The organism is Edaphobacter aggregans DSM 19364, from assembly GCF_000745965.1.
Classification (GTDB): domain Bacteria; phylum Acidobacteriota; class Terriglobia; order Terriglobales; family Acidobacteriaceae; genus Edaphobacter; species Edaphobacter aggregans.
On record NZ_JQKI01000012.1, the window covers coordinates 90452 to 114602 of the forward strand.

Here is a 24151-nt window from a genome sequence, read left to right on the forward strand (position 1 = left end):
GGGGGTTCCTCGCTGCGCTCGGAATGACGCCTTTTAAATTAAAGGGATTAGACCTACATGCTGCGCATGCGGGGGTTGGCGATGGTGTAGGCGACGTCGGTGAAGAGGTTGACGGCGACGTAGGTGAGGCCGACCGCGAGGATGCAACCCTGGACGAGGGCGTAGTCGCGGTTGGAGATGGCGGAGAGGGTGAGGCGGCCGATGCCGGGCCAGCTGAAGATGGTCTCGGTGACGATGGCTCCGGCGAGGAGCGAGCCGAACTGGAGCCCGATGACCGTGAGGACCGGAATCAAGGCGTTGCGGAGGGCGTGGCGGTAGACGACGGTGCGCTCGGGGAGGCCCTTGGCGCGGGCGGTGCGGATGTAGTCCTGGTTGAGCTCTTCGAGCATGGCGGTGCGGACCATGCGGGTCAAAACGGCGGCTAGCGAGAGGCCGAGGGTGAGGGCGGGAAGAATGAGGTGGAGGAGGAAGTCTCCGACGCCTCCTGAGCCTGCGGTCGAGACGGGGAGCCAGCCGAGGGAGATCGAGAAGATCAGGATCAGGATGGGGCCGAGGGCGAAGTTGGGGAAGGAGAGTCCGACGAGGGAGACGACGCCGAGGGTGCGGTCCTGCCAGCGATTGCGGTGAAGCGCGGAGGCGATGCCGGCGGGGATGGAGGCGGCTACTCCGATGATGAGCGCGGCGAGGGTGAGGGCTAGGGTGTAGGGGTAACGCTCAAGGATGAGGTGCAGGACGGAGTCGTGGAGGCGGAGCGACTGGCCGAGGTTGGCGTGGAGGATTCCGCTCCAGTAGTGGGCGTACTGCTGGGCGAGCGGGGCGTCGAGGCCGTAGGCGTGGCGGAGAGCGTCGATGTCGGAGGCGGTGGCTCCTTCGCCGAGCATCTGGACGATGGGGTCGCCGGGGACGAGGTGGATGAGGAGGAAGACGACGGAGACGACGACCCAGAGGACGGGGAGGGTGAGGAGGACTCGTTGGAGGGGGCGGAAGTACTTGTGGCGGTGCGCGGACTTCGTTGGCGCTTCGGGCGAAATGAGGGGGTTCCTCGCTCCGCTCGGAATGACGCTCTTTGATCTCTGGCCCGAGGTCATTGGGTGGCTTCCCTGTTCTCTTCTTCGTAGTGGGCGAAGTCGATGGGGGAGTCGATGGGTTCGACGTTGACGCGGGAGATGCGGTGGCCGGCCATCTCGGCGATGGTGAATCGGCGGCCGCCGTAGACGATGTTCTCGCCAGTGGTGGGGATGTGGCCGAATTGGGCGAGGAGGAAGCCGGCGAGGGTCTCCACGCCCTCGCGGGGGAGATCCCAGTGGAGCTGGGTGCAGAGGTCGCGGAGAGTGGCGGAGCCGTCGAGCGACATGACGCCGGTGGCGGAGGGGAGCGCGGAACGGGTGAGGTCGAACTCATCGTCGAGCTCGCCGACGATTTGCTCGAGGATGTCTTCGGCGGTGACGAGGCCGACGATGGAGCCGAACTCGTTGACGACGATGGCGATCTGGCGGCGGGTCTGCTGGAACTCCTGGAGGAGCTCGATGGCGAGCTTGGTCTCGGGGACCATGGTGGGGGTGCGCATGATCTGGCGGAGGGTGAGGCCGGACTGGCCTCGGCCTCCGAGCGCCAGAGCGACGGAGCGCATGTGCATGAAGCGGGAGATGTCTTTCGAGTAGACGATGCCGATGATGTTGTCGACGCCGGAGCTTGGGCCGGTGGCGGCAGGATCGTAGACGGGAACGCGGGAGTGCTGCTCTTCGACGATGCGGGCGCTGGCCTGCTCGACGGGCATGTCGGCGGGGAGGGAGAAGATCTTGCCGCGGGGAGTCATGATCTCGCGGACGAGGACGTGGTTGAGCTCGATGGCGCGGTGGATGATCTCCTCCTGGAAAGCGGGGAGGAGTCCCATGCGGCGGGTGGCGGTGGCGATGAGCTTGAGCTCTTCGGGCGAGTGGACGGCGCCTTCGCCGCGGAGAGGGGCGCGGAAGAGACGGAGGACGAGGGCGGCGGAGACGTTCATGAGCTTCACGACGGGGCGCGTGATGCGGATGAAGACGTCCATGGGGCCGGCGACGGCGAGGGCGATGCGTTCGGCGCGCTGGAGGGCGAGGGACTTGGGGACGAGCTCGCCGAGGAGGACCTCGAAGTAGGTGATGAGCGCGAAGGCGAGGATGACGGCGACGGTGTGTGCGTAGATGACGGCGTGCGGAGGCAGCACGTGCAGCCAGATGGCGGCGAAGCGGAGGAGCATCTCGGCGACGGCGGGCTCGCCGATCCAGCCGAGAGCGAGGGAGGCGAGGGTGATGCCGAGCTGCACGGCGGGGAGGAACTCGTCGATGGTGTGCTTGAGCTTGAGGGCGGTGCGGGCGCCGGGGCGACCGAGGGCGATGAGCTGCTGGATGCGGGTCTCGCGGACGCTGACGAGGGCGAACTCGGCCGCGACGAAGAAGCTGGTGGCCAGGATGAAGAAGGCCACCAGGATGACGCGAAAGAGAATCCACTCGGGCATTTGATGTCAGTGTAAACGGCGCGCAGCCGGGGAGAATCCGTTCGCTTGCTACGCGGGAAGGCGTTTGAGCATTGCGGTCGCGCTGCGGAACCAGGGGCGCTCGCGGCGGCGCAGATAGCCGGGCATGGCGGGCTTCTTGTCGAGGACCTTTTGGGCCCACTCGCGGGCCTCGGCGGTGCGGCCCTCGGAGGCGAGCAGCTCGGCGAAGTTGAGGTAGGTCTCGGAGGCAGTGGAGAGAGCGGTCGCCTGGCGGAAGAGAGCTTCGGCCTTGATCTTCTGGCCGGTGAGGGCGTAGGCGTGGGCGAGCCTGCCGGCGGCGAGGTGGAAGTCGTAGGCGGCGTCGGCGGAGACGACGCGCTCGAGGTCGGGGATGGCGGCTTGGGGGTCGTTGAGGCGGAGGGCGCAGACTCCGCGGCGGTAGAAGGGGTCGGGGCTGTCTGTGCGCGGCGTGATGGCGTGGTCGAAGGCCTCGCGCGCCTGCCGGAAGCGACCGTCATCCATGTAGAGGTCGCCGAGCTCCTCGTAGTTTCCGGCGGAGGGGTTCTGGCGGACGATGGCTTCGAGCTGGCCGATGCGCTTGCGGCGGGAGAAGAGCTTGAAGGAGTTACCGAGGAGGCCGAGGTCGGGGAGCGCCTCGACGCAGAGATAGATGAGGGCGCCGAAGGGGCCGAGGAAGAGGATGACGAAGATCCAGTAGTTATCGGGCCGGCGGCGTATGAAGTGAATGATTGCCAGTCCCTGGAGGATCAGGCCCCAGGGATAGAGGAAGTGGCTCAGCAATCCCATGGGTTTCGGTGCCCTTCGTTGGTTATGGGATGAAAATGCTGGAAGGAATCATACAACCTTCGGATTTTCGGAAGTAGCCTCCCCTACCTCATCGCTGCGCCCTCGCTCACCCGCTTCGGACAAATGTTGTTCCCCATCGCTTGTCGATAGCCTTTGAGGAAGATGACCACTCCCACCAGGTTGAGGACAGGGAAGAGTCGGAGAGGCGGATTCCGGCGGCGACGGCGAGCCATTCGGGCCGGCGGCGCCACTGCCAGAGTGTGATCGCCTGACCGAGAGCGAAGGCAAACCACGGCCTCCGGAGCGGCGCAGGAGGGCGACTTCGAGGGCCGCGCCTGTGCTGTGGTGGAAGAGATGGAACCACAGCTGGGGGGCGACCCAGGAGTTCGCGAAGATGGTGATGTCTTCGATGAGAGCGCCCCAGGGGTAGAGGACGACGAAGGGTCTTCAGGCGGCGATCGATCATGAGGAGGCGACCTCCATTATTGCTCCTACGCTACTCCGGAGAGCTTGTTCGTGCTTCGTCGGCAGGCGTATTGTTGATCAGGCAGTTCCCGAGGGTTCGTCATGCGATCTTTCTCTGCGGTAGAACTCCTTCTTGTGTTGGCGCCCGTTGCGCTTTCAGGTCAGGACAATGCGGCAAAAAAGGATGACTCTGGGAAGGTCTACAAGGTCCCGCTACAGCTTCAAACGCCTGAGGGCGGCGACCGCTACAAGCTGAGTAAAGACATTGCTCTTGGTTTGTTTCAACAGATTACGCCGCCTTCGGCGAACGCATGCCCGGTGAGTCTGAGAATACAGCCGCAGGGCACCGTCACGATGTACAACACCGGTGACGAAGGGCAAGGTCGGACACCGGGACTTAGATTAGCGCTGACCGTTTACAACTGGTATGCAGGAAATGTTGTCTCGTCTGTGATCAAGGTTTATGGCTTTGATGGATCGGTCCAGACGATGCCAGTTGACCCGATTCGCAGGGAATCCCATGAGGTCTCGCGAACTTTGACGTTGAACCTTTCGGTCCTGGGCAAGCGCTGGGCGAGCACGGAGCTTACGATGCAAAAGTTCGGACCAGTGCGGCGGATCGAGGTGCAGTCAGTCGAGTTTGCGGATGGGACGAGCTGGAAGGCTGCGGAGCAAGGCCTGTGCAGCTTCAAGCCGGAGCTGCTGATGCTGGTGGGTAGCCGCTGAAGCAGGAGTTCGCGGAGGAAAGCGGAGGCCCGGCTGCTCAGTGAGCGCCGGGCCTTTCTGATTCGGAAGACAGACGGTTTAGGCGAGGACCTTAGTGACCGACTTGTCGATGGTGTCCTTGGGGACGTAGCCGACGATCTGCTCGGCGACCTTGCCGCCCTTGAAGAGGAGGAGCGCGGGGATTCCGCGGATGCCATAGCGCATGGGGGTCGCGGTGTTGGCGTCAACGTCCATCTTCATGACCTTGAGCTTGCCCTGATAGTGGCTGGCCACTTCATCGACGACGGGAGCGAGCGCGCGACACGGGCCGCACCAGGCCGCCCAGAAATCCACTAGAACCGGCTGCTCCGATTGAAGGACATCCTTCTCAAAATTTGCGTCGTTTACTTCAGTTACGAACTGTCCTGCCATTTACTTCCTCCGAGAGTGCTCTGCGATTGCCACCCATTCCGGCCGAGCAACTTACATAATAATAGATGCTCCAAGGGGCCTGTGGTTTCAGAACTCGACGACAGGTGTTGAAATGGGACCTACAACCTTCTGGTGAAGCTGGTCTTTCCGATAGAAGGAGCTATCCGGGTTAAAGAGGAAACGCCCGGACCCCTCGCTTAGAAGGGGTCAACGGGCGGCGTAGCAGCCCTCCCCAGAACTGCCCACAAGCGATACAGTACGGGGTTGGCGGAAAAACGTAAAGGAATCTTAGGTAACTCATTGAAGTATTACTGGATTGTTAGTTCTTTAACGGTACTCTGCAGGTCCGGCGATGGTGGTCTGGACGATCTCGAGAGCGGGTTCCTGCGCGGCCTCGCGGATGACCGGGAGAAGTCCGGCAGTGAGTGGGGAGGTCTCGGCGATCAGGAGGACGGAGGGGCCGGCTCCGCTGAGGGCGACTCCAAGAATGCCGGGGGTTCCGCTGAGGGGGAGCAGGCGCGGCAGGAGGGGGCAGGCCTCTAGGCGGTAGGGCTGGTGGATGCGGTCCAGCATGGCGGAGGCGAGCAGATCGCCTCGGCCCTGCGCGAAGGCGGAGACGAGCAGCGCGGTGGCCTGGATGTTAACGACGGCGTCGGCGCGGGAGTAGCGGTCCGGCAGCAGAGCGCGCGCCTTGCTGGTGGAGAGCGAGGCCGGGGGGAGCGCAAGCAGAAGGTTCCAGTTGATGTTTTGGCTGTAGGTTGCTGTCTTTACTGAAGATGATTCGTACATCGCCGAAACAGTCATGCCGCCGCAGAAGCAGGCGGCGACGTTGTCCGGATGGCCTTCGCGGTGGCAGGCCTCTTCGAGGATCTGCTGCGGGGTCCAGTTGAGCTGACCGAAGTGATTGGCGAGGAAGACTCCGGCGAGGAGAGCGGCGGCGCTGGAGCCGCAGCCCATGCCGAGGGGAATCTCGTTGTGCAGCTTGAGGAGGAGGCGGGGGGAGAAGCGGCCGGCGTTCGCGAGGACATCGGCGTAGGTGGTGAGGATGAGGTTGTTTTCGATGGCCGCACATAGGTCGGCGTTGCGGCCAGTAGCGTCGATGTGGAAGGCGCCGGATTGGGAGACTTCGGCGTCGATGGTGAGGTAGAGGGCCATGGCGAGGCCGAGGGAGTCGAAGCCGGGGCCGAGGTTAGCGGAGGTGGCGGGGAGGCGTAGGTGGAGGGGAGGCGTAGTCATGCTGCGATCCGGGTGTTCCCGTTCTGATTCCGTGGCTCGACGGTCAAAATGCGGGGGTTCTTCGCTGCGCTCAGAATTACGATCATTTTCTTGTGGCGATCAAATTTGGTTTGAAGAGTTTTATGCGTGGACCAGCTTCATCTGGGATTCGAGGGCGCGGAAGACGGTGTCGGTGTCTGGATCGAGGACGATGGGGGGCTTGCGCAGGGCGGCGTGTGCGGCTTGGTCGGCTAGGGAGATCTGGGCGTTCTCGGCGTCGGTGAAGAGTTCTCCGCGGTGGTAGTCGATGGTGTAGGCGGAGTCTTTCAGGGTGTGGCCGGTGAGGATGAGGACGACGCGCTCTTCCCTACCGATCCTGCCCTGGGCGACGAGCTTTTTGAGGCCGGCGAGGGTGACGGCGGAGGCGGGCTCGCAGCCGATGCCTTCGGCGCCGATCTCGGCCTTGGCGAGGGCGATCTCCTGCTCGGAGACCTGCTCGCACCAGCCGCCTGTGGTGCGGAGAGCGCGGAGGGCCTTTCGCCAGGAGGCGGGGTTGCCGATGCGGATGGCGGTGGCGCGGGTGTTGGCCTTGACGGGGATGAGTTCCTGACCGTTGTTCTCGGCGATGGAGCGGAAGAGCGGGTTGGCGCCTTCGGCCTGGATGATGCTGACCCGGGGGATGCGCGGGATGAGGCCGAGGTGGTGCATCTCTGAGAAGCCCTTGGCGAGGGCGGAGCCGTTGGCGAGGTTGCCGCCGGGGACGATGATGTGCTCGGGGACCTGCCACTCAAGCTGCTCGACGAGCTCGAAGGCGGGGGTCTTCTGGCCCTCGAGGCGGTAAGGGTTGACGGAGTTGAGCAGGTAGATGGGGAAGCGGGTGACGAGGTCGGTGAGGACGCGGACGCAGCCGTCGAAGTCGGTGCGGAGCTGGATGGTGAGGGCCCCGTAGTCCATGGACTGAGAGAGCTTGCCCCAGGCGATCTTGCCCTCGGGGATGAAGACGATGGAGCGGAGGCCGGCGCGGGCTGCGTAAGCGGCCATCGCGGCGGAGGTGTTGCCGGTGGAGGCGCAGGCGACCCATTCGAAGCCGCGCTCGCGGGCGACGGAGAGGGCGGCGGTCATGCCGGTGTCCTTGAAGGAGCCGGTGGGGTTCATGCCCTGGTGTTTGGCGAGGATCCAGTCGACGCCGAGCGCTTTGGAGGCTCGGGGAAGGTCGTAGAGCGGTGTGTTGCCCTCGCGGAGGGTGACGACGTGGTCGAGGTCGTCGACGATGGGGAGGAGGTCGCGGAAACGCCAGACTCCGGACTGGTCAACCGCAAGGGATGATGTCCGGCGCTCCTGCCAGAGCCAGCGGAGGGCGCTCGCGTTGGGGAGCTTCGAGTCGGAGGCCGGAGTGTCGCCGTTGGGCAGCGTGGACCAGGGGTAGATCACGTCGTAGAGGCCGTTGCACGTGGGGCAGCGGAATATGCTGTTTACGGCGGTGCCGGCAATCCTTGCGCCGCACTCTGTGCATCGGAGCTCATGTGTCGCGATTTTCATGGTTTCTTTTAGGGTACCGTACTCGGCGGGGTGAGCCAAAGGCGGGCGGGCTTCGTCTGCGGGCGGCGATGGTGCTGGCTGCAGCGGTGTGCGGCGGTTTTGCGCAGGCACAGCAGCCGGCGAAAGCTTCGAAGGATCTGCGGGTAGCGGCTGCGGCCGATCTGCAACCGGTGCTCCCCGTGTTGGCGGAACGATACGAGAAGGCGACCGGCGCAAAGCTGGCGGTGAGCTATGGGTCGTCGGGAATGCTGACGACGCAGATTCTGAACGGCGCGCCGATGGATCTTTTTCTGGGGGCGGACTTTGTGTTTCCGGAGAAGATCGTCGCGGCGGAAATGGCGGATGCGAAGAGTCCCACGCCCTATGCGCGCGGCACGCTGGTGCTGTGGGCGCGCAAGGACTCCCCGCTGCAGCCGATCAGCCTGGATACACTGGTGGACAAGCGGGTGAAAACGGTCGCGATTGCGAACGATCTGCATGCGCCGTACGGGCAGGCGGCGGTGTCGGCGCTACGGCGGCTGAATATGTACGACCAGGTGAAGCCGCACCTGGTGGTGGCGGAGAATATCGCGCAGACGGCGCAGTTTGTGGAGTCGGGCAACGCGCAGCTGGGGCTCATCTCGCTGACGGCGGCGAGCACGCCGCGCTTTCAGGCGGAGGGGACGTTTGTGCGCGTGCCGAAGAGCTCGTATGTGCCGATTCTGCAGTGCGCGGTAGTGATGGCGAAGTCGGACAGGCGGGCCGAGGCGCATGCCTTTCTGGACTGGCTGCTGAAGCCGGAGATCCAGGCGGTGATGGCAACGATGGGGCTGGAGCCGGTGAAGTAGGAGCGGGTGATTCGAGCGCGGCGAGAAGCGCGGCGGGGGGTGTGTAGACTTTCGCTGTATGGATACACAGGCGCTTTGGCTGACACTGAAGCTGGCGGCGAGCACGACGGCGATTCTGCTGGCGATTGCGCTGCCACTAGCGTGGTGGATTGCGTCTGGCCGCGGCGTGGCGCGGGCGCTGGCGCAGGCCGTGGTGGCGCTGCCGCTGGTGCTTCCGCCGACGGTGCTTGGGTATTATCTGCTGGTTCTGATGGGGCCGCTGACGTGGCCGGGACGGCTGCTGATGCGGATGTTTGGGCATCCGCTGGCGTTCAGTTTTACGGGGCTGCTGGTGGGGTCGGTGCTGTACAGTCTGCCGTTTGCGGTGCAGCCTCTGGTGGCGGGATTCAAGGCGGTGGATACGGGGTATGTTGAGGCAGCGGAGGGGTTGGGAGTGCGGCCGTTCGCGGTGTTTCTTTCGGTGGTGCTTCCGCTGGCGCGCGCTTCCCTGCTGACGAGTGCGGTGCTGGCGTTTACTCACACGGTGGGGGAGTTTGGAGTGGTGCTGATGCTGGGCGGAAATATTCCCGGGGCGACCCGGACGCTCTCGATCTCGCTGTACGACCAGGTGCAGGAGTTCAACTACGCGGCGGCGAACCGCACGGCGCTGCTGCTGCTGGTGATCTCGCTGACGGCGTTGCTGGCGATCTACCTTGTGCCTGCGTTGCGCAGGGTGGACGGAAGGCAGGCCGACGTTGCCCGGTAGCCTGCTGACGGTGGCGATGCGGCATCGTGTGGGCGCGGTCGCGCTCGATGTGAACTTTCGGCTGACGCACCCGTGGACGGTGCTCTTTGGGCCTTCGGGCAGCGGAAAGACGACGGCGCTGCGGGCTATCGCGGGGTTTGTGCAGCCGGATGCCGGGAGGATCGAATCGGCGGCGGGGGCGTGGTTCGATGCGGCGGCTAATGTCTTCGTTCCCCCGCACAAACGTGCGGTGCGCAGTGCGGGACAGATGGCGCGGCTGTTTCCGCATATGACGGTTAGCCGCAATGTCGAGTACGGGAGCGGATGGGCGTCAAAGCCTCATGACGCTCACGATATCGCGCAACAGGTGATGACTTCGTTCGGCCTGGAGCAGCTTGCGGACAGGATGCCTAAGGATCTTAGCGGGGGTGAGCGGCAGAGAGCGTCTGTGGCGCGGGCGCTGGTTGCAGCGATCACCTTCGATTGGGAGGCGGAGAGGCCTCTGCTGCTGCTGGATGAGCCGCTGGCTGGACTGGACGTCGCGATGCGTGACCGGATGGCCGCGGAGTTGAAGCAGTGGACGGAGCGGTGGAAGATTCCTGTGCTCTCGGTGACGCATGCGCTGGGCGAGGCGTTTCAGCTGGAGGCTGATGTGGTGAAGATTGCGGACGGCCAGGTGGTCGAACACGGGCCGGTGGGCGAGGTTCTGGCGGAGGAGAGACTGCAGTTGCTGAAGCAGCTGCGGGGTTAGTTCTGCACAGCGCGGCTCCGCTGGTGTCCATGGCCTTGCAGACAAACAGCAGGTTCCTCCACTCCGCTGCGCTCCGGTCGGAATGACACTTATTTTTTGGCAGGTGAAGACTAGCCGACCTGCACTGGTTCCTGCTCGAGCAGGATGCCAAAGCGCTGCTCGACTGTTCTGCGGATGGTGTCGCGGAGCGCGATGATCTCGGCAGCGGTTGCGTTGCCGCGATTGATAAGCGCGAGGGTGTGGCGGGAGGAGATGCCGGCGTTGCCCATGGCGTAGCCTTTGACGAAGCCGGCGCGCTCGAGCAGCCAGGCTGCGGGGAGCTTGATCTGGTGGTTGTCTGCGGGCCAGTGGGGGATCTTGTCCTTTGGTGTACTGAGCGCGGCGGCGATGCGGTCGAGGACGCTTGAATCCACAACAGGGTTTTTGAAGAAGGAGCCGGCGCTGCGGCAGTCGGGTTCGCCGTCGACGAGGAGCATGCCCTTGGCGTGGCGGATGTCGCGAACGGCGAAGTAGACCTCGATGGGTGTGGGCTGCGTGCTGCCGAAGTGGCGTGTGAGGTCGGCGTAGGTGAGGCGCGGCTTTCGCGCGGGATCGAAGCGGAAGGTGACGGCGGTGACGATGTGGCGGCCGCGGTGGGTGGTGTTGAAGATGCTCCGCCGGTAAGCGAAGCCGCACTGCTGGTTGGAGAGCTCGACGAACTGGAGGGTTTCGAGGTCGAGCGCACGGACGGAGGTGATGGTCTCGGAGACCTCCTGGCCGTAGGCTCCGACGTTCTGGACGGGAGCTCCGCCGACGGAGCCGGGGATTCCGGCGAGGCATTCGATGCCACTGATTCCCTGCTCGCAGATGGAGAGGACGAAGTCGTTCCACTCGACGCCGGCGGGGACGGTCTCGTAGAGGAGGCCGTCGCGGTCGGTGGGGGCGAGAGGCTTGCGGATGGCGATGTGGAGAACCAAACCGGGAAAGCCGGAGTCCGAGACGAGAAGGTTGCTGCCGCCGCCGAGGACGAAGATGGGGAGCGCCTGCTGGCGTGCAAAGGCGACTGCTTCGCACAGGTCGGGCTCGGTGTGGACCTCGGCGAAGTAGCGCGCCGGGCCGCCGATGTGGAGGGTGGTGTAGGGGGCGAGCGGGCTCTGTTGCTGGATGGAGATGGAAGACGTCTGCACGGGTTTGAGAGTACAACACCCGCGGCGGGGGAACGAGAAGGCATTGAGCGGGAAGAATTTATCTTTTGTCGAACCTTGAACGATGCGCACAGGTGGCGTGCCGGACGGCGAGGCCGGTACAATCGGGGAAGGACGAAATTCCTGCATCTAACGTGCTGCGGTTCGCAGTTTTAGATCTTCAAAGGGGGAAGGTATGTATCCAGAGATTATGGTTATTCCGATGCGCGAGGAGCTGACGCGCGCCGGACTGAAGGAGGTTCGCAGCGCGGCCGAGGTGGATGCGGCGCTGGCGCAGCCCGGAACCACGATGGTCGTAGTGAACTCGATCTGCGGATGCGCGGCGGGCAAGATGCGCCCCGGCGTTCGGCTGGCGATGCAGCACACGACGACGCCGGATCACTCGGTGACGGTGTTTGCGGGCCAGGACCGCGAGGCGACCGAGAAGGCGCGGAGCTACTTCCAGGGCCATCCTCCGACCTCGCCGGCGATCGCGATTCTTCGCGACGGGCAACTGGTGTACCTGATGCAGCGCTCGGCGATCGAGACCTCGACGGCGCCTGCGATCGCGCAGGAGCTGGCGCGGGCCTTCGATACATACTGCGCGAAGACCACGGCGTAAGACGCCTCAAGAAATAAGGGCCGGGCATCGAGCAGGTTTCGATGTCCGGCCCTTCGTGTTTTCCACCGCTCAACTGAAAGCGCGATTCGCCGACAGAGGGAGTAACCATGTCGACCTCCGGCCAAACTCTCGCCTGCCTGCCGTCTGTCTGCCTTGAGGAACCCGAGCACGAGAGGGCGGAGTCCGCGTACGCTGCGCTGCTGGGCAGCGGAGCGACGATGCGACGCCTTCGGCTGCAGATCGAACGCATCGGGCCACACTTTCGCACGGTGCTGGTGCGCGGGGAGATGGGCACGGGCAAAGAGCTGGTGGCGCGCGCTCTGCACGAGAGGAGCGGACGCGCGGGCGAGGCATTCGTCTTCTGCCATGCGGCGACGCTCGCCGAGATGGCGGAGGACGAACGTGGCGACTGGCTTCGCGGGAACATGGGTTCCGCAGATGCGGGTACGCTGTTCGTCGATGGCGCCGAAGAGCTGTCGGTGGGCGGGCAGCGGGGGCTGCTTCGGATGCTTGAGCAGAAGATGGGCTCGCGAGTGATCGTCTCGACGGCTGAGGACCTGCGAAGCATGGCGGCCGCGGGACGGTTCCGGCAGGACTTGTACCATCGACTGGCCAGGGTGGAGATCGTCGTTGAGCCGTTGCGGAATCGAACGGAAGACATTCCTGACCTGGCGATGCACTTCATGGAGAGGTTTGCCGCTCAGTACGAGCGGAGCGTTGAGGCTATTGCTCCTGACACCATGGAGAGGCTGCGGAGCCACGCGTGGCCCGGCAACGTTCGCGATTTCGAGAACGTTCTGCGCAACGGCGTGTTGCAGTGCCAAGGAACAGTGCTGGGAGCGAATGACCTTTCGTCGCTGGTGGGTTTTACCATGCCGAGTGCGGATAGCAGGCCGGTGCATCAGGAGACACCAGCGCGGCTGCAGGATGTGGTGGAACAGCATGTGGTGCGCGCGCTGCGAGAGTGCTCCGGCAACAAGGTTCGCGCGGCGGAGTGCTGGGAATCAGCCGCTCGACGCTGTACCGGATACTGGATGGGTGCTCGGTAAATGGCTGAGAAGCGAGACGCGTACGCGATACACTGGGAGCCGAAGCTCTGAGGTGTGCGTGAAGAAGAACGTTGTCGTTTCGTTTGTTCTGGCCGGCAGTCTGGTATTTAGTTTCGGAAGTCTCTCGCTGGATGCGCAGGTCCAGGCATCGGCTGTGAATTCTGTCGCGGCGCGTAGCAAGGTTCTCTCCTCGTTGTTTTCCGAGATCTGGGAAGATCGGCTGAAGCACTCGCCGGAGTTCGCGTCGTTTCTTGGTGACAAGCGATACAACGACCAGTGGACGGACTACTCCGTTGAGGAGGTAAACGCTTCGCTGGCGCGCGGGCGCGTGTTTTTGCAGCGGCTGGCCGAGATCGACACGGCGGGCCTGACACCGCAGGAGGTGCTGTCGCGTGATCTGATGGTGCGCTCTCTGACCGATGATCAGGAAGGGGCGCGGTTCAAGGAGTGGGAGATGCCGGTGAACCAGTTCAGCGGCTTCCCCACCGAGATGGCGCGGCTGGTGAACGATCTCGCCTTCGACAACGGGAAGGACTACGACGACTACGTCGCACGACTGAAGAAGGTTCCGACAGTCTTCTCGCAGAACATGACGAACATGCAGTTGGGCATGGACGAGCACCGTGTTCCTCCGCAGTATCTGCTGGAGAAGGTGCAGACGCAGACAGAGGCGCTGGCCTCGCAGAAGCCCGAGGACAGTCCGTTTGCGCTGCCGCTGAAGAAGTTCCCGGCATCGGTCAGCGCGGCCGAGCAGAAGCGTATCTCCGGCGAGGTGCTGGATGCGATCTCGACCAGTGTGTTGCCGTCGTATCAGCGCTTCGCACGGTTTCTGAAGGCGCAGTATGTTCCGGCGGGACGCAAAGATCCGGGCGCGTGGGCGCTGCCGGACGGCGATCCCTACTATGCGTTCCGCGTACGCCAGAGCACGACCGAGACCAAGACCCCGGCGGAGATTCATCAGATAGGACTCGATGAGGTGAAGCGCGACGAGAGCGAGATGCTGGCGATCGTGAAGAAGCTCGGGTTCGCGGACATCAAGAGCTTTAGCGCTGCGCTGAAGGCGAATCCGAAGGAGCATCCAGCGTCGAAGGAGGCGCTACTTGATGGGTACAAGGGCTACATCGCGCAGATGCAGCCGAAGCTTCCGGGGCTGTTCGGAACACTGCCGAAGGCTAAGCTGGAGGTAACGGCGGTGCCCGCCTTCATCGAGAAGGATCAGGCGGCGGCGTACTACAACCCCGGCAGCCAGGATGGAAAGCGGCCGGGCCGCGTGTATGTGAACACATACAACGCGACGGAGCGGTCGCTGGCTCCGGTGGAGGCGGTCTCGTATCACGAGGGCATTCCGGGTCACCACCTGCAGATCTCGATCGCACAGGAGCTGACAGGGCTGCCGGAGTTCCGCAAGCAGTCCTACTACACGGCGTATACCGAGGGCTGGGCGCTTTACAGCGAGCGGCTGGGCAAGGAGATCGGCTTCTATCAAGACCCGTACAGCGACTATGGGCGGCTGGAGGCTGACATCTGGCGCGCGATCCGGTTAGTCGTCGATACCGGCGTTCACTCGAAGCACTGGACACGGCAGCAGATGGTGGACTACTTCCGTGAGCACTCGGCAATTGACGAGACGAACATTCAGGCTGAGGTGGACCGCTACATCGCGTGGCCGGGGCAGGCGCTTGGCTACAAGATGGGCCAGTTGAAGATTCTGGAGCTGCGGCAGAGGGCGCAGACAGCGCTGGGGCCCAAGTTCGATCTGAAGGCCTTCCACGATGTCGTGCTGGATTCTGGCGCGCTGCCGATGGACGTGCTGGAGCGTCAGGTGGATGCGTGGATCGCCGCGCAGAAGAAGTAACGGCGCGCGATTCTGGTAGCCTCTTGGAATGAGCGAAGAGACCTACGAAGTATTGGCGCCGGCGCCGACGATGCCTGGCGTGCGAGTGGCGATTCTTGGCACTGGCAAGATGGGCGGCATCCTGCTTCAGGCGTTTCTGAAGAATAACCTGCTTTCGCCGGAGCAGATCTTTGCGACGGTGCATCATGCGGAGCGCGCGCAGGCGCTGTCGGCGCAGTTCGCCATTGAGGTGACAACGGATAACCTGGCCGCAGCCGAACAGGCCGATGTGATTCTACTGGGCGTGAAGCCGATCCAGGTTCCAGCGCTGATCGAAGAGATCAAGCCGGCGCTCTCGCCGAAGAAGATGATCCTCTCGTTTGCCGCTTCGGTGAAGACGCGGACCATCGAAGACATCGCGGGCTGGGAGCTTGGTGTGGTTCGCGCGATGCCGAACACTCCGGCGATGCTCGCGGCGGGCATCACGGCGCTGTGCGCTGGCAGGTTCGTCTCGACCGAGCAGATGGCGATTGCGCAGAGAATCTTCCATACGGTGGGCCGCACCGTCGTTGTCGATGAGAAGCACATGGATGCGGTGACGGGGCTCTCGGGGTCGGGTCCGGCGTTTCTCTACATCATCATCGAGGCACTGGCCGAGGCTGGTGTGAACGTCGGGCTGCCGCGTGATGTCGCCACGCTGCTGGCCGCGCAGACGACGCTGGGTTCGGCGCGCATGGTGCTGGAGACGGGCTATCATCCTGCGCTGCTGAAGGATGCGGTGACGACGCCGGCGGGCTGCACCGTGGACGGCATCCTGGAGTTGGAAGCGGGCGGGCTGCGCGTGACACTGATCAAGGCCGTGAAGCGCGCGACCCAGAGGGCGAAGGAGCTGGCCAACGGATAAGGCCGGATCTTCGTACAATGCTGGTATGGCCACAACAAGTGCGATGACGGCAAGGCACATCACGCGAGCACTCGTGCGCTATGCGTGGTTCGTGGTTGGCTACAACATCCTCGTCATCCTGTGGGGAGCGCTGGTGCGCGCGACGGGTTCGGGCGCGGGCTGCGGCAATCACTGGCCGCTGTGCAACGGGCAGGTGGTGCCTCTGTCGCCGCGCGTGGACACTGTGATCGAGTTCACGCATCGCTGCATGACGGGCGGCGCTACGTTCATTGTGCTGGGACTGCTCCTCTGGACCTTTCGCGCAACGGTGAAGGGACAGGCCGCGCGCGTGGCGGCGGTCGCTTCGACGGTGCTGCTGGTGAACGAGGCGCTCCTTGGCGCGCTGCTCGTGAAGCTGGGGTACGTGACCGGCAATCAATCGGTGGGTCGCGTGGTCGTGCTCTCGATCCACCTGAGCAATACGCTGCTGCTGTTGGGCGCGCTGACGCTTACGGCTGCGCTGCTCGGCACGGGGCAGCGGACGCGTGAACTCAGCCTGCGCGGCGTGCGCGCGATGTGGGCGCTGACAGGGCTGGCCGCGACGATCGTGGTTGGAGTGAGCGGATCGCTGGCTGCGCTGGGCGATACGCTCTTCCCTGCCTCGTCGCTGCGCGCGGCCGTGGAGCAGGACTTCGCGGCGAGTTCGCCGCTGCTGCTTCGGCTGCGCGGTGTGCATCCTTTGAGCGCGATCCTTGCGGCAGCATTTGTGATCTGGCTGGTGACGCAGGCGCGACGGGCGAACAAGGCACGGCTCGCGAACGTGGTGCTGGCGCTGCTTGGCGTGCAGTTCGTGCTGGGTGTGATGGACGTTGTTCTGCTCGCGCCAGTGTGGCTGCAGATTCTGCACCTGCTCGGCGCAGACCTGTACTGGGTCGCTCTGGTGACGCTTGCGGCGGAGTATCTCTGGTCGCCTTCAAGCGTGGAGGTCGGCGGATTCAGTATCGCTTGATCAGGCTCTCGGGTGCGGGGCCTTTGCGTTCGTTCAGGAGCCAATCGACTGCGGTGCGCACATCCTCGTCACGCGCCTCGCCCATGATGCGCGTAATGATCTCACCCTGGTCGTCGAGGATGAGCGTGCCGGGAACGATGTCTCCCAGGTCCACGCGGCCCAGCATGTCCGTGTCGCCGCCGAGCCATATGTCCATCGTGATGTTATGGCTGGAGACGAAGGGCTGTATCTTGGCGCGATCCTTTGGCGAGTCGATGGAGATGGCAACGAAGCGTGCCTTGCCGGCATAGGATTGCGCCAGGCTGGAGAGCCGGGGGAGTTCCTGCTGGCAGGGTGCGCACCATGTCGCCCAGAAGCTGACGACTGCGATGGAGCCGCGCAGCGAAGCGATGCGCTGCGTGTATCCGTTCATGTCTCTCAACTCGAGATTAGGAACGCGCTTTGCCACAGACGTGGCGGCCGGCAGGAACAGCACAAGCAGAGTCGTGGCTCGAATGGCGCGGATCATCGGAGATAACTATCCGCCAAAGGGCGGGAGAGAGGCAAGTAACAACGCACCGTTAATCGCCCGAGAGACGTGAAGAGCGCACGCAAAATGGCCCACCATCATGGTGGACCATTCGTGTGAAATCGGAAGACGCAGCACTATTGCTGAGAGGGCTTGCCTTCGACCTTGTGGATCGCCTTCTTTGTACCTTCGGCAGTCTTGTCGGCGACCGTCTCTGTACCCTTCACCGTCCCATGGGCTACTTTCTTCGTACCTTCGGCGGTCTTGTCAGCGACGACCTCTGTACCCTTCGCGGTCCCATGGGCTACCTTCTTCGTACCTTCGGCGGTCTTGTCGGCGACCTTCTTGGTACCCTTCACCGTCTCGTGGGTTGCGTCCTTTGTGCCTTCGGCTGTCGTGTCATAAGCCTTTTCGGTTCCTTTGCTTACGCCATGGGCGGTGTCCTTCGCGGCTGTCTTTGTCTCAGTGCCAGCCTTCTGGACGTCTTGCTTTGCATCCTGGGCCAACGCTCCAACAGCAAACGTCCCAGCGAGGACGAGAACTCCAAATCTTGCTACTTGCATAGTCTTCTTCTCCTATTGTTTAGATACTATCGAAGGATCATTGTTGCCGACAATAGTCGTGGCGGGGTTACGAGGCCGGCTCTTGCGTGCGCTTACGCAGTTGCTGATTTTTGATCAGCAGCTCGGCCACCAGACGCTGGAGACGCAGGTTCTCACTCTCGAGCTCGACGATGCGCGAAGCGGACACGCTGTCTTTGCCGCTCCGGTGCGGCGACGAGAAGGGGTCACGGCCCGTGCTGTAAGCCACGCCCCCGCAATGATGCTTCGGCTGGCTGGTCTCAGGCATACTTTCGATGCTCTCTTCCTCAAACATGAAATCCTCACCCTTTTGACGAAGGAAGACACTGGAATGTTCCGGACTTAGGGTTCCACGCCTTTGCCCACGGGGCTGCGGCCGCAGCGCATGCCCTGACGGAATCGCTCACGCTCTTCGGGTGTCATCTGCTCCCAGCGCTCTCGCATGCGGTGGCGCCATCGTCCGCCGCCGGAGTGTCGATGAAAGCCTCCGAAGAGAAGCTTCGAGAGCAACAACAGCCCAAGCGCCTGCCAGAAGGTAATCGCGCGCAGCCCGAAGAGCTGCGGCATCATGGCATTCCACAGGCTCATCACAACGAAGCCGATCGCGGTGGCGGCGATGAGGACTATCAGAACGATCCTGACCGCCCTTGCTGCTCGATTTGAATTCATGTCTATCTCCTTGTTCATTTCGTTCGTCTCACCAGGGCCGCCTAGCGGTTTGCGAAGTCGTTGTAGATTGCCTGCAGCCGGCGGCGCAGGTGCAGCACGGCGTATCGTTTGCGCGAGAGGAGCGTGTTGATGCTGAGGCCGGTCTCGTCGGCAAGTTGCCGGAAGCTTGTGCCTGCCAGCTCGTGCGCGATGAAGACCTCTCGCTGCTCCCGGGGCAGATCGTCGAGCGCATCTTCGAGAGCCTCGAACAGAACGGCGCGGGCGTAGGCGGCCTCCGGACCGTCGTCGACAGAAGGCAAGAGATCTTCGAGCAGCAGGCGCGATCCTTCGGCTTCGGCTCCGGCCGGCTCGCTCAGCGAATCGGCTCGTTTGCTGCGGAAGCGATCGACGATTCGATTGCGCGCGACGCGAAAGAGCCAGCCGGTGACGTGTTCGATGGGCTTCATCATGCGATAGGCCTGAAGAAGCTCATAGAAGACGTCCTGCAGGATGTCCTCGGCATCACCGGTATCGGTAACGTGGCGGCGGATGAAGCTCCGCAGCCTGGACTCGTCGCGCTCGATGGCCTCGGCGAGGAGCTGATCCTGCTCGGAGATGGTCCAACCGTCGGTGGGCGTCTGGTTCATCTGTCTACAAGACGGACGAGCCATTGCGGATATTGTATTTAGCGGCTTTTTTTTCCGCAGGTGGAAGACATTTGCGGAATTGTTGATACTGGGTGTGGAACACCAGTGCTGTAAACTCTTAGACTTCTATGAGTGCTGATCGAATAACGGCGGTATCTGCGCTGCCCCGCGCAGCCAGGAAACAGATTGCGACTCCAAAGACCCGGCCTAAGGCGGTGGAGAGCCTCTTCTTCAGCCGCGACGAGTCGTGGCTGAAGTTCAACTGGAGGGTTCTGGAGGAGGCCGAAGACCCGTCGAATCCCCTGATGGAACGGGTGAAGTTTCTGGCGATCACGGCGAGCAATCTCGACGAGTTCTTCGAGATACGGGTCGCAGGCATGCTGCAGCGCATCGAGGACGGATACAATCAGCCTCAGCCTCTGGACGAAGGCGGACTGACGCCGCAACAGCGTCTGGACCGGCTGAGCGAGAGCATGGCGAGATTCGTCAAAGCGCAGTATGCCTGCTGGAATCAGCGGCTTTTGCCAGCGATGCAGGTGGAGAAGATTCGAGTCCTGCGCTGGGGCGAGTTGAACGACGCCGCTCGTGACCAGGCGCTGGAGTTCTACGCGAACGAGGTGGATCCGCTGCTGACGCCGGTGACCATCGATCCTTCGCATCCCTTCCCTCGCGTGCTGAACAAGGCGCTGTGCCTGGCGCTGCTGCTGCGACACAAGCGGAAGCTCAACGGCGCGAAGAACGCTCCCGCGGCGCTGGGCGTAGTGACGGTGCCGCGCTCCCTGCCGCGGCTGATCCCGCTGCCGAGCGAGGAGAACTGCTGCGACTTCGTCATGCTGCACGAGTTGATCGAGTCCCAGGTGGAGAGGATGTTCCGCGGCTATGAGGTGCTCTCGAGGGCGGCCTTCCGGGTGACCCGCAACAGCAATCTCTACATGCAGGAAGAGGAGTCGCGGTCGGTGCTGGAGAGCGTGCGCACGGAGCTGCATAACCGGCGCAAGGGCGACGCCGTCCGGCTGGAGATCGAGAGCACGGCCACGGAAGAGATCGTCGAGCGGCTGAGAACCAACTTCGAGCTCGAGCCCTGGCAGGTCTTCAAGACCGACGGGCCGGTGAACCTTTCGCGTCTGATGAACCTCTACTCGGAGGTAAAGCGACCGGCGCTGAAGTATCCGCCTTTCTCCGGCCGCGAGTTCCGGCTCAGCAGGAAGTCCAAAGATATCTTTGAGGAGCTGCGAAAGACGGATGTGATGCTGCATCATCCCTTCGACTCCTACTCGACCGTAGAGGAGTTCATCGAGTCCGGATCCGTCGATCCCAACGTGATCTCAATGAAACAGACGCTCTATCGCACCAGCAAGGACTCGCCGATCTTCCGCTCGCTGATCGAGGCGGCGCAGAGCAAGGACGTTACGGTGGTGGTGGAGCTGATGGCAAGGTTCGACGAGGACTCGAACATTCGCTGGGCTCGCGACCTGGAGGACGCCGGCGTGGGCGTCTTTCACGGTATCGTCGGATACAAAACGCACGCGAAGCTGGCGCTGCTGGTGCGTCGCGATCCGGATGGCGTGGTTCGGCGCTACGCGCACCTGGGAACCGGAAACTACAACCCGGTCACGGCGCGCTTCTACACCGACATCAGTATGCTGACGTCGCAGACCGAGCTGACCTTGGCCGTGCAGAAGTGCTTCAACTACCTGACCGCCGAGACCGACTCGGACACCTACGATCCGCTGCTGGTCGCGCCGCTGAACCTTTCCGACCGGCTGGTCGAACTGATCGAGCGCGAGGCGGAGCACGCGAAGGCAGGAAAACCGGCAGCGATCATCGCGAAGATGAACGGGCTGATTGACCGCCGCACCGTGGAGGCACTCTACGCGGCGTCGCAGGCCGGTGTCGAGATCGACTTGATCGTGCGCGGAATGTGCTCGCTGAGGCCTGGGGTCAAGCGGCTGAGCGAGCGGATCCGCGTGCGCAGCATCGTGGGCCGGTTCCTCGAGCACAGCCGAATCTTCTGCTTCGCCAACGGCGGCGAGGAACAGATCTACTGCGGCAGCGCGGACTGGATGCCTCGCAACCTCATCGAGCGATGCGAGGTGCTGTTCCCCGTCACCCAGCCCGACCTGAAGGACCGCCTGCGCAACGAGATCCTGAAGGCCTACCTGGACGACAACGTGAAGGCGCGGCTGCTGCAGCCGGATGGAGAGTATATCCGGGCTCCGCGGACGGGAGCACCGTTCAGCGCGCAGGACTATCTGATGCAGGTGGCCGAGAATATGGACGAGCGAACGGCGGCGGCCAGAGAGAAGTCCGCCTGAGGCTCATCCGCCCGTCGCTTGGACGGGCGGCGCCGTAAAGGCCGATGTGCGCGAGCTACTGAGCCGTAACCTGAAACGTGACGTTCGTGCTGTGCACCACGCCCCCTGCCACGGCCGTGATGGTGATGTCGTAGGTGCCGGCTGCGGCGTTCGTCACGGTCGGCGTCGTCGTGTTCGAAGGGGAGCTGGACGACGATCCCCCTCCGCAGCCAGCGGCCGTGAAGACTCCGGCGGAGAGAACGACAGCCAGCAGCGCTCCCCAGCGGCGGCGGCGCGGAAGGGTAAGCAGAAGGGCGCACGCTAGTGTGGCCCCCGAGCCTGCCTCGTACCAGGGCATGTGGCGTGAGCTGCCGTGGCGCGCGACAACGTCCTGCGAGCTGCTGGTCTTCGCGCTGTTCTGGTAAGCCGCAATCGTAAAGGTCGTGGTAACCGCGCTGGACGAGGTAATGTTGACTGGGTTCACCGAGAACGTGAACTGCGAGGCGACCGGCGTCTGAGCCGTGGCCGTGACATTAATGGTGCCGGTGAACCCGTTGAATGGCGTGAGCGTGAAGGTGACACCGGATGCTGTGCTGCCGGAACGCGCCGAGGCGCCAGCCTGACACGGTGTCAGGGCAAAGTCCTTCTGGGCCGACGAGACGACATCGATGACGAGTGCCCCCTTGGAGCCCGCGAGGGCTGCATTTCCTGAGTAGATGGCGCTGACGGTGTGGCCGCCCGACGTGAGCGCCGTGGTGTTCAGGTTGTAGGTAGCGGTTCCGGTCCCATCGAGCGCGACATTCGAGGCCGGATCGGCGAGAGCGACGTTGTCGACAAGGATCTGAACGCTGCCGGAAGCGATGCCACCGCTCACGCCTGTGACCTTGATCGTCAGAGGAACACTGCCGGACGAGACGCCGCATGTCGCGCTGGACGAAGAGACCGTCGTGCTCGTAATGGTAGTGCCGATCGTGGCGCCTGTCCCGGCGGGCGTAACCTGGCTCCAGTAATTGACGAAGTTGGCGACATCCAAGCTGCCCCAGCCGGTGGCGCGGTCATAGCCCGGTCCGGCAGAGTAACCGATGCTGCCGCCGGTCGGGCAGTCCTGCGTGCCCACGACGCACGTGCTGTTGTTGTTGCCCGACGTGACATCGTGAAAGACGTTGCCATAGTAGGTGCTGTTGGCCAGGCCGTAGATCGTCGGGTTGACGTTGCCAAGCCCCGTTGTCGCGCCCAGCTTCTGCTCAAGCAAAGCAAGAATGCCCGCAAACGCCGGAGAACCGACCGAGGTTCCTCCCACGACGTTGAGGTTGCTGCTGGCGTTACGATATCCGTTAGTGCACGAGCCGCGCGAACAGAAGAGATAGCCGTCGTGCGCAGAGGCGGCGTTCAGTGAGATGTCCGGCACATCGCGCGACTGGTCCGTTGGCACACCGTTGCCCACCTGCCACGCCGGTTTGCTGAAGTAGCTGCTGACACCGCCGCCGCCAGCGCCGAGGCCGGTGGAGTTCGACTCGTTCCAGACCGTCTCCGGAATATAGCCGAGCGCGGAGCCCGAGTAGCTGCCGTTGGTGCCACCCCAGTAGGTTCCCGACCCCTCATTGAACATCGTTCCACCAGCGGCGGTCACAAAGGGAGAACTCGCGGGGAAGTCCACGGCAAGGCCCTGGGTTGCGGTCGGCAGCTGATAGTCGCAGTCGGTCGCGCCGGAGTCGCCCGACGGCCCGATGACCGTACTTCCCTGCGCATTGGCCTGTTGGAAGTATTGATTGAGGACGTTCAGGTTCGACTGCCCCCAGGCGACCTCGCACGCACCGTAGCTGATGCTGATGATCGGCGCGACCTTATTCGTGATCGAATAGATCAGCGCATCCATCACCGAGACCGACTGGCTGGCGCCCGCGGTAACGAAGACAATCGTGGCTCCGGGAGCCACCGCACCCGACCACTCCACATCAAGCTGCGCCTCATCGACGTCGCCGGTCACGGTTCCCGCAACATATCCCGGAATCGTCACGATCGTCGGCGTACTGGCCGGCAGGCCCGAGGCACTGCGAAATGCGGCGACGTCGGTCAGGCTGATGTCCGTCTGGCCTGCAATAGCGATGGTAATGCCCGTACCCGTAACGGAGTTCTGGATCAGCGGATTCCCGTTATAGATAGTGAAGAAATCGCCCGGGGCAATGTAATGACTGCCGCTGATCGACGAAGTGAACTGAGGGCGCACGGCGGCGCGCGACTGCAGCTTGAAGTCGTTCAACCCGGTAATTCCCGAGACCACGCGCGCGATGGCCGCGGGAAGCGTGGGGTCCGTGACGTTGGCAAAGTGCTGCACGCCGTTCTCGGTCATGCTGTGAATGCTGGTGCCGAAGGCGCGCTCGACCTGCCCGATCGTTCCGCTGACGGTGACGTAGTTCAGGCTGGGAGCGACGGCGGTGATGGTGAGGCCCCTGCCTGAGAGCCACGCCTTGACCGTGGCGAGATCCGCGCTCGACATGCCAAAGCGCGCGCCGTACTGCTGCGGCGTAAGCCACTGGTGATAAAGCGGCGAGCTGGGATTCTGCTGATCGATGAGCAGCTGCGTAAGGTCGGCCTGCTGCGCCGCGGTCATATTAAAGTGCACGCTGACCGAGGAGAGGACCCGGTCCGCGGGCGCCTCACCGAGATCCGTTGCCCGGCGCGCCCGCAACGGAATCGTATGCTGCACCGAAGCGCGTTCGGTGTCGGTGACGGCAGCGTCAATGCGGTTTTGTACCGCGGCGCGCGCGAAGGAGGACGAAGGCCCGAAGAAGGCTAGGACGGGCACCAGGATACGAGAGACCAGACGGCTGAAGTTGGACATGTTCTGCTCGGGACGACCTGCCTAGAGTTTACGTTGCCGTGATCAATCTCCGGATAATGAACAGACCCGGCTGCCGGATTTTCAGATGCATCTCATTAGACCAACGACGCCGGGAAAGGTTTCGGTGGAACGA

At 63.4% G+C, this 24151-nt stretch carries 23 protein-coding genes; 10 read left to right on the plus strand and 13 right to left on the minus strand.

Features of this window, described 5'->3' with window-relative positions; all coding sequences use genetic code 11:
- Positions 1-53: 53 nt before the first annotated feature.
- Genes Q363_RS05385 through Q363_RS05395 form a run of 3 tightly spaced genes read right to left on the minus strand, consistent with a single transcriptional unit; the run spans position 54 to position 3280 of the window.
- Positions 54-1088, minus strand: a complete 1035-nt coding sequence (locus Q363_RS05385; RefSeq protein ID WP_084080030.1) for an ABC transporter permease — start codon at positions 1086-1088, stop codon at positions 54-56.
- Positions 1085-2494 carry a hemolysin family protein gene (locus Q363_RS05390; RefSeq protein WP_051978407.1) on the minus strand — a complete coding sequence of 470 codons (1410 nt, stop codon included), beginning with the start codon at positions 2492-2494 and terminating at the stop codon, positions 1085-1087. Before Q363_RS05390 ends, Q363_RS05385 begins: the two co-directional genes overlap by 4 nt.
- A 48-nt stretch (positions 2495-2542) precedes the next feature.
- Complete coding sequence (locus Q363_RS05395; RefSeq protein WP_035348459.1) at positions 2543-3280, minus strand: tetratricopeptide repeat protein; 738 nt, start codon at positions 3278-3280, stop codon at positions 2543-2545.
- Between the two features lie 567 nt (positions 3281-3847).
- On the opposite strand from Q363_RS05395, the gene Q363_RS05400 reads away from it, so the two are divergent.
- Entirely contained in the window at positions 3848-4471 is a 624-nt protein-coding gene (locus Q363_RS05400; protein ID WP_035348461.1) for a hypothetical protein, read from the plus strand.
- Between the two features lie 78 nt (positions 4472-4549).
- On the opposite strand, the gene trxA is transcribed toward Q363_RS05400, so the two are convergent.
- The 3 genes from trxA to thrC form a co-directional block, all read right to left on the minus strand.
- Positions 4550-4882: a thioredoxin gene (trxA, locus tag Q363_RS05405; protein WP_035348463.1), complete on the minus strand. Its 333-nt coding sequence runs from the start codon at positions 4880-4882 to the stop codon at positions 4550-4552.
- A 327-nt stretch (positions 4883-5209) separates the two neighbouring features.
- A complete protein-coding gene (gene thrB / locus Q363_RS05410; protein WP_035348465.1) occupies positions 5210-6118 on the minus strand; it encodes a homoserine kinase in 909 nt (302 codons plus the stop codon).
- 120 nt (positions 6119-6238) lie between these two features.
- On the minus strand, positions 6239-7636 hold the full coding sequence (gene thrC, locus Q363_RS05415; protein WP_035348466.1) for a threonine synthase: 1398 nt from the start codon (positions 7634-7636) through the stop codon (positions 6239-6241).
- Here thrC and modA point away from each other — a divergent pair.
- From modA to Q363_RS05430, 3 genes are read left to right on the plus strand one after another with little or no spacing between them, the layout of a single operon-like run.
- Positions 7621-8463, plus strand: coding sequence for a molybdate ABC transporter substrate-binding protein (gene modA, locus Q363_RS05420; protein WP_245632051.1), 843 nt, complete (start codon positions 7621-7623; stop codon positions 8461-8463). The two genes, thrC and modA, sit on opposite strands and share 16 nt — an antisense overlap.
- Before the next feature lie 58 nt (positions 8464-8521).
- On the plus strand, positions 8522-9208 hold the full coding sequence (gene modB / locus Q363_RS05425) for a molybdate ABC transporter permease subunit (RefSeq protein ID WP_035348471.1): 687 nt from the start codon (positions 8522-8524) through the stop codon (positions 9206-9208).
- Positions 9198-9938: an ATP-binding cassette domain-containing protein gene (locus tag Q363_RS05430; RefSeq protein WP_245632052.1), complete on the plus strand. Its 741-nt coding sequence runs from the start codon at positions 9198-9200 to the stop codon at positions 9936-9938. The genes modB and Q363_RS05430 overlap by 11 nt, the downstream gene beginning before the upstream one ends.
- 110 nt (positions 9939-10048) lie before the next feature.
- Here Q363_RS05430 and Q363_RS05435 read toward each other — a convergent pair whose 3' ends face one another.
- Positions 10049-11251: a UDP-N-acetylmuramate dehydrogenase gene (locus tag Q363_RS05435; RefSeq protein WP_084080031.1), complete on the minus strand. Its 1203-nt coding sequence runs from the start codon at positions 11249-11251 to the stop codon at positions 10049-10051.
- Between the two features lie 46 nt (positions 11252-11297).
- Between Q363_RS05435 and Q363_RS05440 the strand changes: the two genes are divergently transcribed.
- From Q363_RS05440 to Q363_RS05460, 5 genes are all read left to right on the plus strand, one after another.
- Complete coding sequence (locus Q363_RS05440; RefSeq protein ID WP_035348472.1) at positions 11298-11723, plus strand: BrxA/BrxB family bacilliredoxin; 426 nt, start codon at positions 11298-11300, stop codon at positions 11721-11723.
- A gap of 107 nt (positions 11724-11830) precedes the next feature.
- A complete protein-coding gene (locus tag Q363_RS05445; RefSeq protein WP_035348473.1) occupies positions 11831-12772 on the plus strand; it encodes a sigma-54-dependent transcriptional regulator in 942 nt (313 codons plus the stop codon).
- A gap of 58 nt (positions 12773-12830) precedes the next feature.
- Entirely contained in the window at positions 12831-14627 is a 1797-nt protein-coding gene (locus Q363_RS05450; RefSeq protein WP_035348474.1) for a DUF885 domain-containing protein, read from the plus strand.
- Between the two features lie 28 nt (positions 14628-14655).
- On the plus strand, positions 14656-15510 hold the full coding sequence (proC, locus tag Q363_RS05455; RefSeq protein WP_035348476.1) for a pyrroline-5-carboxylate reductase: 855 nt from the start codon (positions 14656-14658) through the stop codon (positions 15508-15510).
- A gap of 25 nt (positions 15511-15535) precedes the next feature.
- Positions 15536-16498 (plus strand): COX15/CtaA family protein, encoded by a 963-nt coding sequence (locus Q363_RS05460; RefSeq protein ID WP_051978408.1) that lies wholly within the window; start codon positions 15536-15538, stop codon positions 16496-16498.
- On the opposite strand, the gene Q363_RS05465 is transcribed toward Q363_RS05460, so the two are convergent.
- From Q363_RS05465 to Q363_RS05485, 5 genes are all read right to left on the minus strand, one after another.
- Positions 16485-17006, minus strand: a complete 522-nt coding sequence (locus tag Q363_RS05465) for a TlpA family protein disulfide reductase (RefSeq protein WP_051978409.1) — start codon at positions 17004-17006, stop codon at positions 16485-16487. The two genes, Q363_RS05460 and Q363_RS05465, sit on opposite strands and share 14 nt — an antisense overlap.
- 137 nt (positions 17007-17143) lie before the next feature.
- On the minus strand, positions 17144-17569 hold the full coding sequence (locus Q363_RS05470; RefSeq protein WP_051978410.1) for a hypothetical protein: 426 nt from the start codon (positions 17567-17569) through the stop codon (positions 17144-17146).
- A gap of 67 nt (positions 17570-17636) precedes the next feature.
- On the minus strand, positions 17637-17882 hold the full coding sequence (locus tag Q363_RS05475) for a hypothetical protein (RefSeq protein WP_035348477.1): 246 nt from the start codon (positions 17880-17882) through the stop codon (positions 17637-17639).
- 47 nt (positions 17883-17929) lie between these two features.
- Positions 17930-18256: a hypothetical protein gene (locus Q363_RS05480; RefSeq protein WP_035348479.1), complete on the minus strand. Its 327-nt coding sequence runs from the start codon at positions 18254-18256 to the stop codon at positions 17930-17932.
- 41 nt (positions 18257-18297) lie between these two features.
- The gene (locus Q363_RS05485) at positions 18298-18882 is read right to left on the minus strand and encodes an RNA polymerase sigma factor (protein ID WP_035348481.1); all 585 of its coding nucleotides are present in this window, start codon (positions 18880-18882) and stop codon (positions 18298-18300) included.
- Between the two features lie 128 nt (positions 18883-19010).
- On the opposite strand from Q363_RS05485, the gene ppk1 reads away from it, so the two are divergent.
- Complete coding sequence (ppk1, locus tag Q363_RS05490; protein WP_051978411.1) at positions 19011-21197, plus strand: polyphosphate kinase 1; 2187 nt, start codon at positions 19011-19013, stop codon at positions 21195-21197.
- A gap of 55 nt (positions 21198-21252) precedes the next feature.
- Here ppk1 and Q363_RS05495 read toward each other — a convergent pair whose 3' ends face one another.
- On the minus strand, positions 21253-24018 hold the full coding sequence (locus Q363_RS05495; RefSeq protein WP_035348482.1) for a protease pro-enzyme activation domain-containing protein: 2766 nt from the start codon (positions 24016-24018) through the stop codon (positions 21253-21255).
- Between the last annotated feature and the right edge of the window lie 133 nt (positions 24019-24151).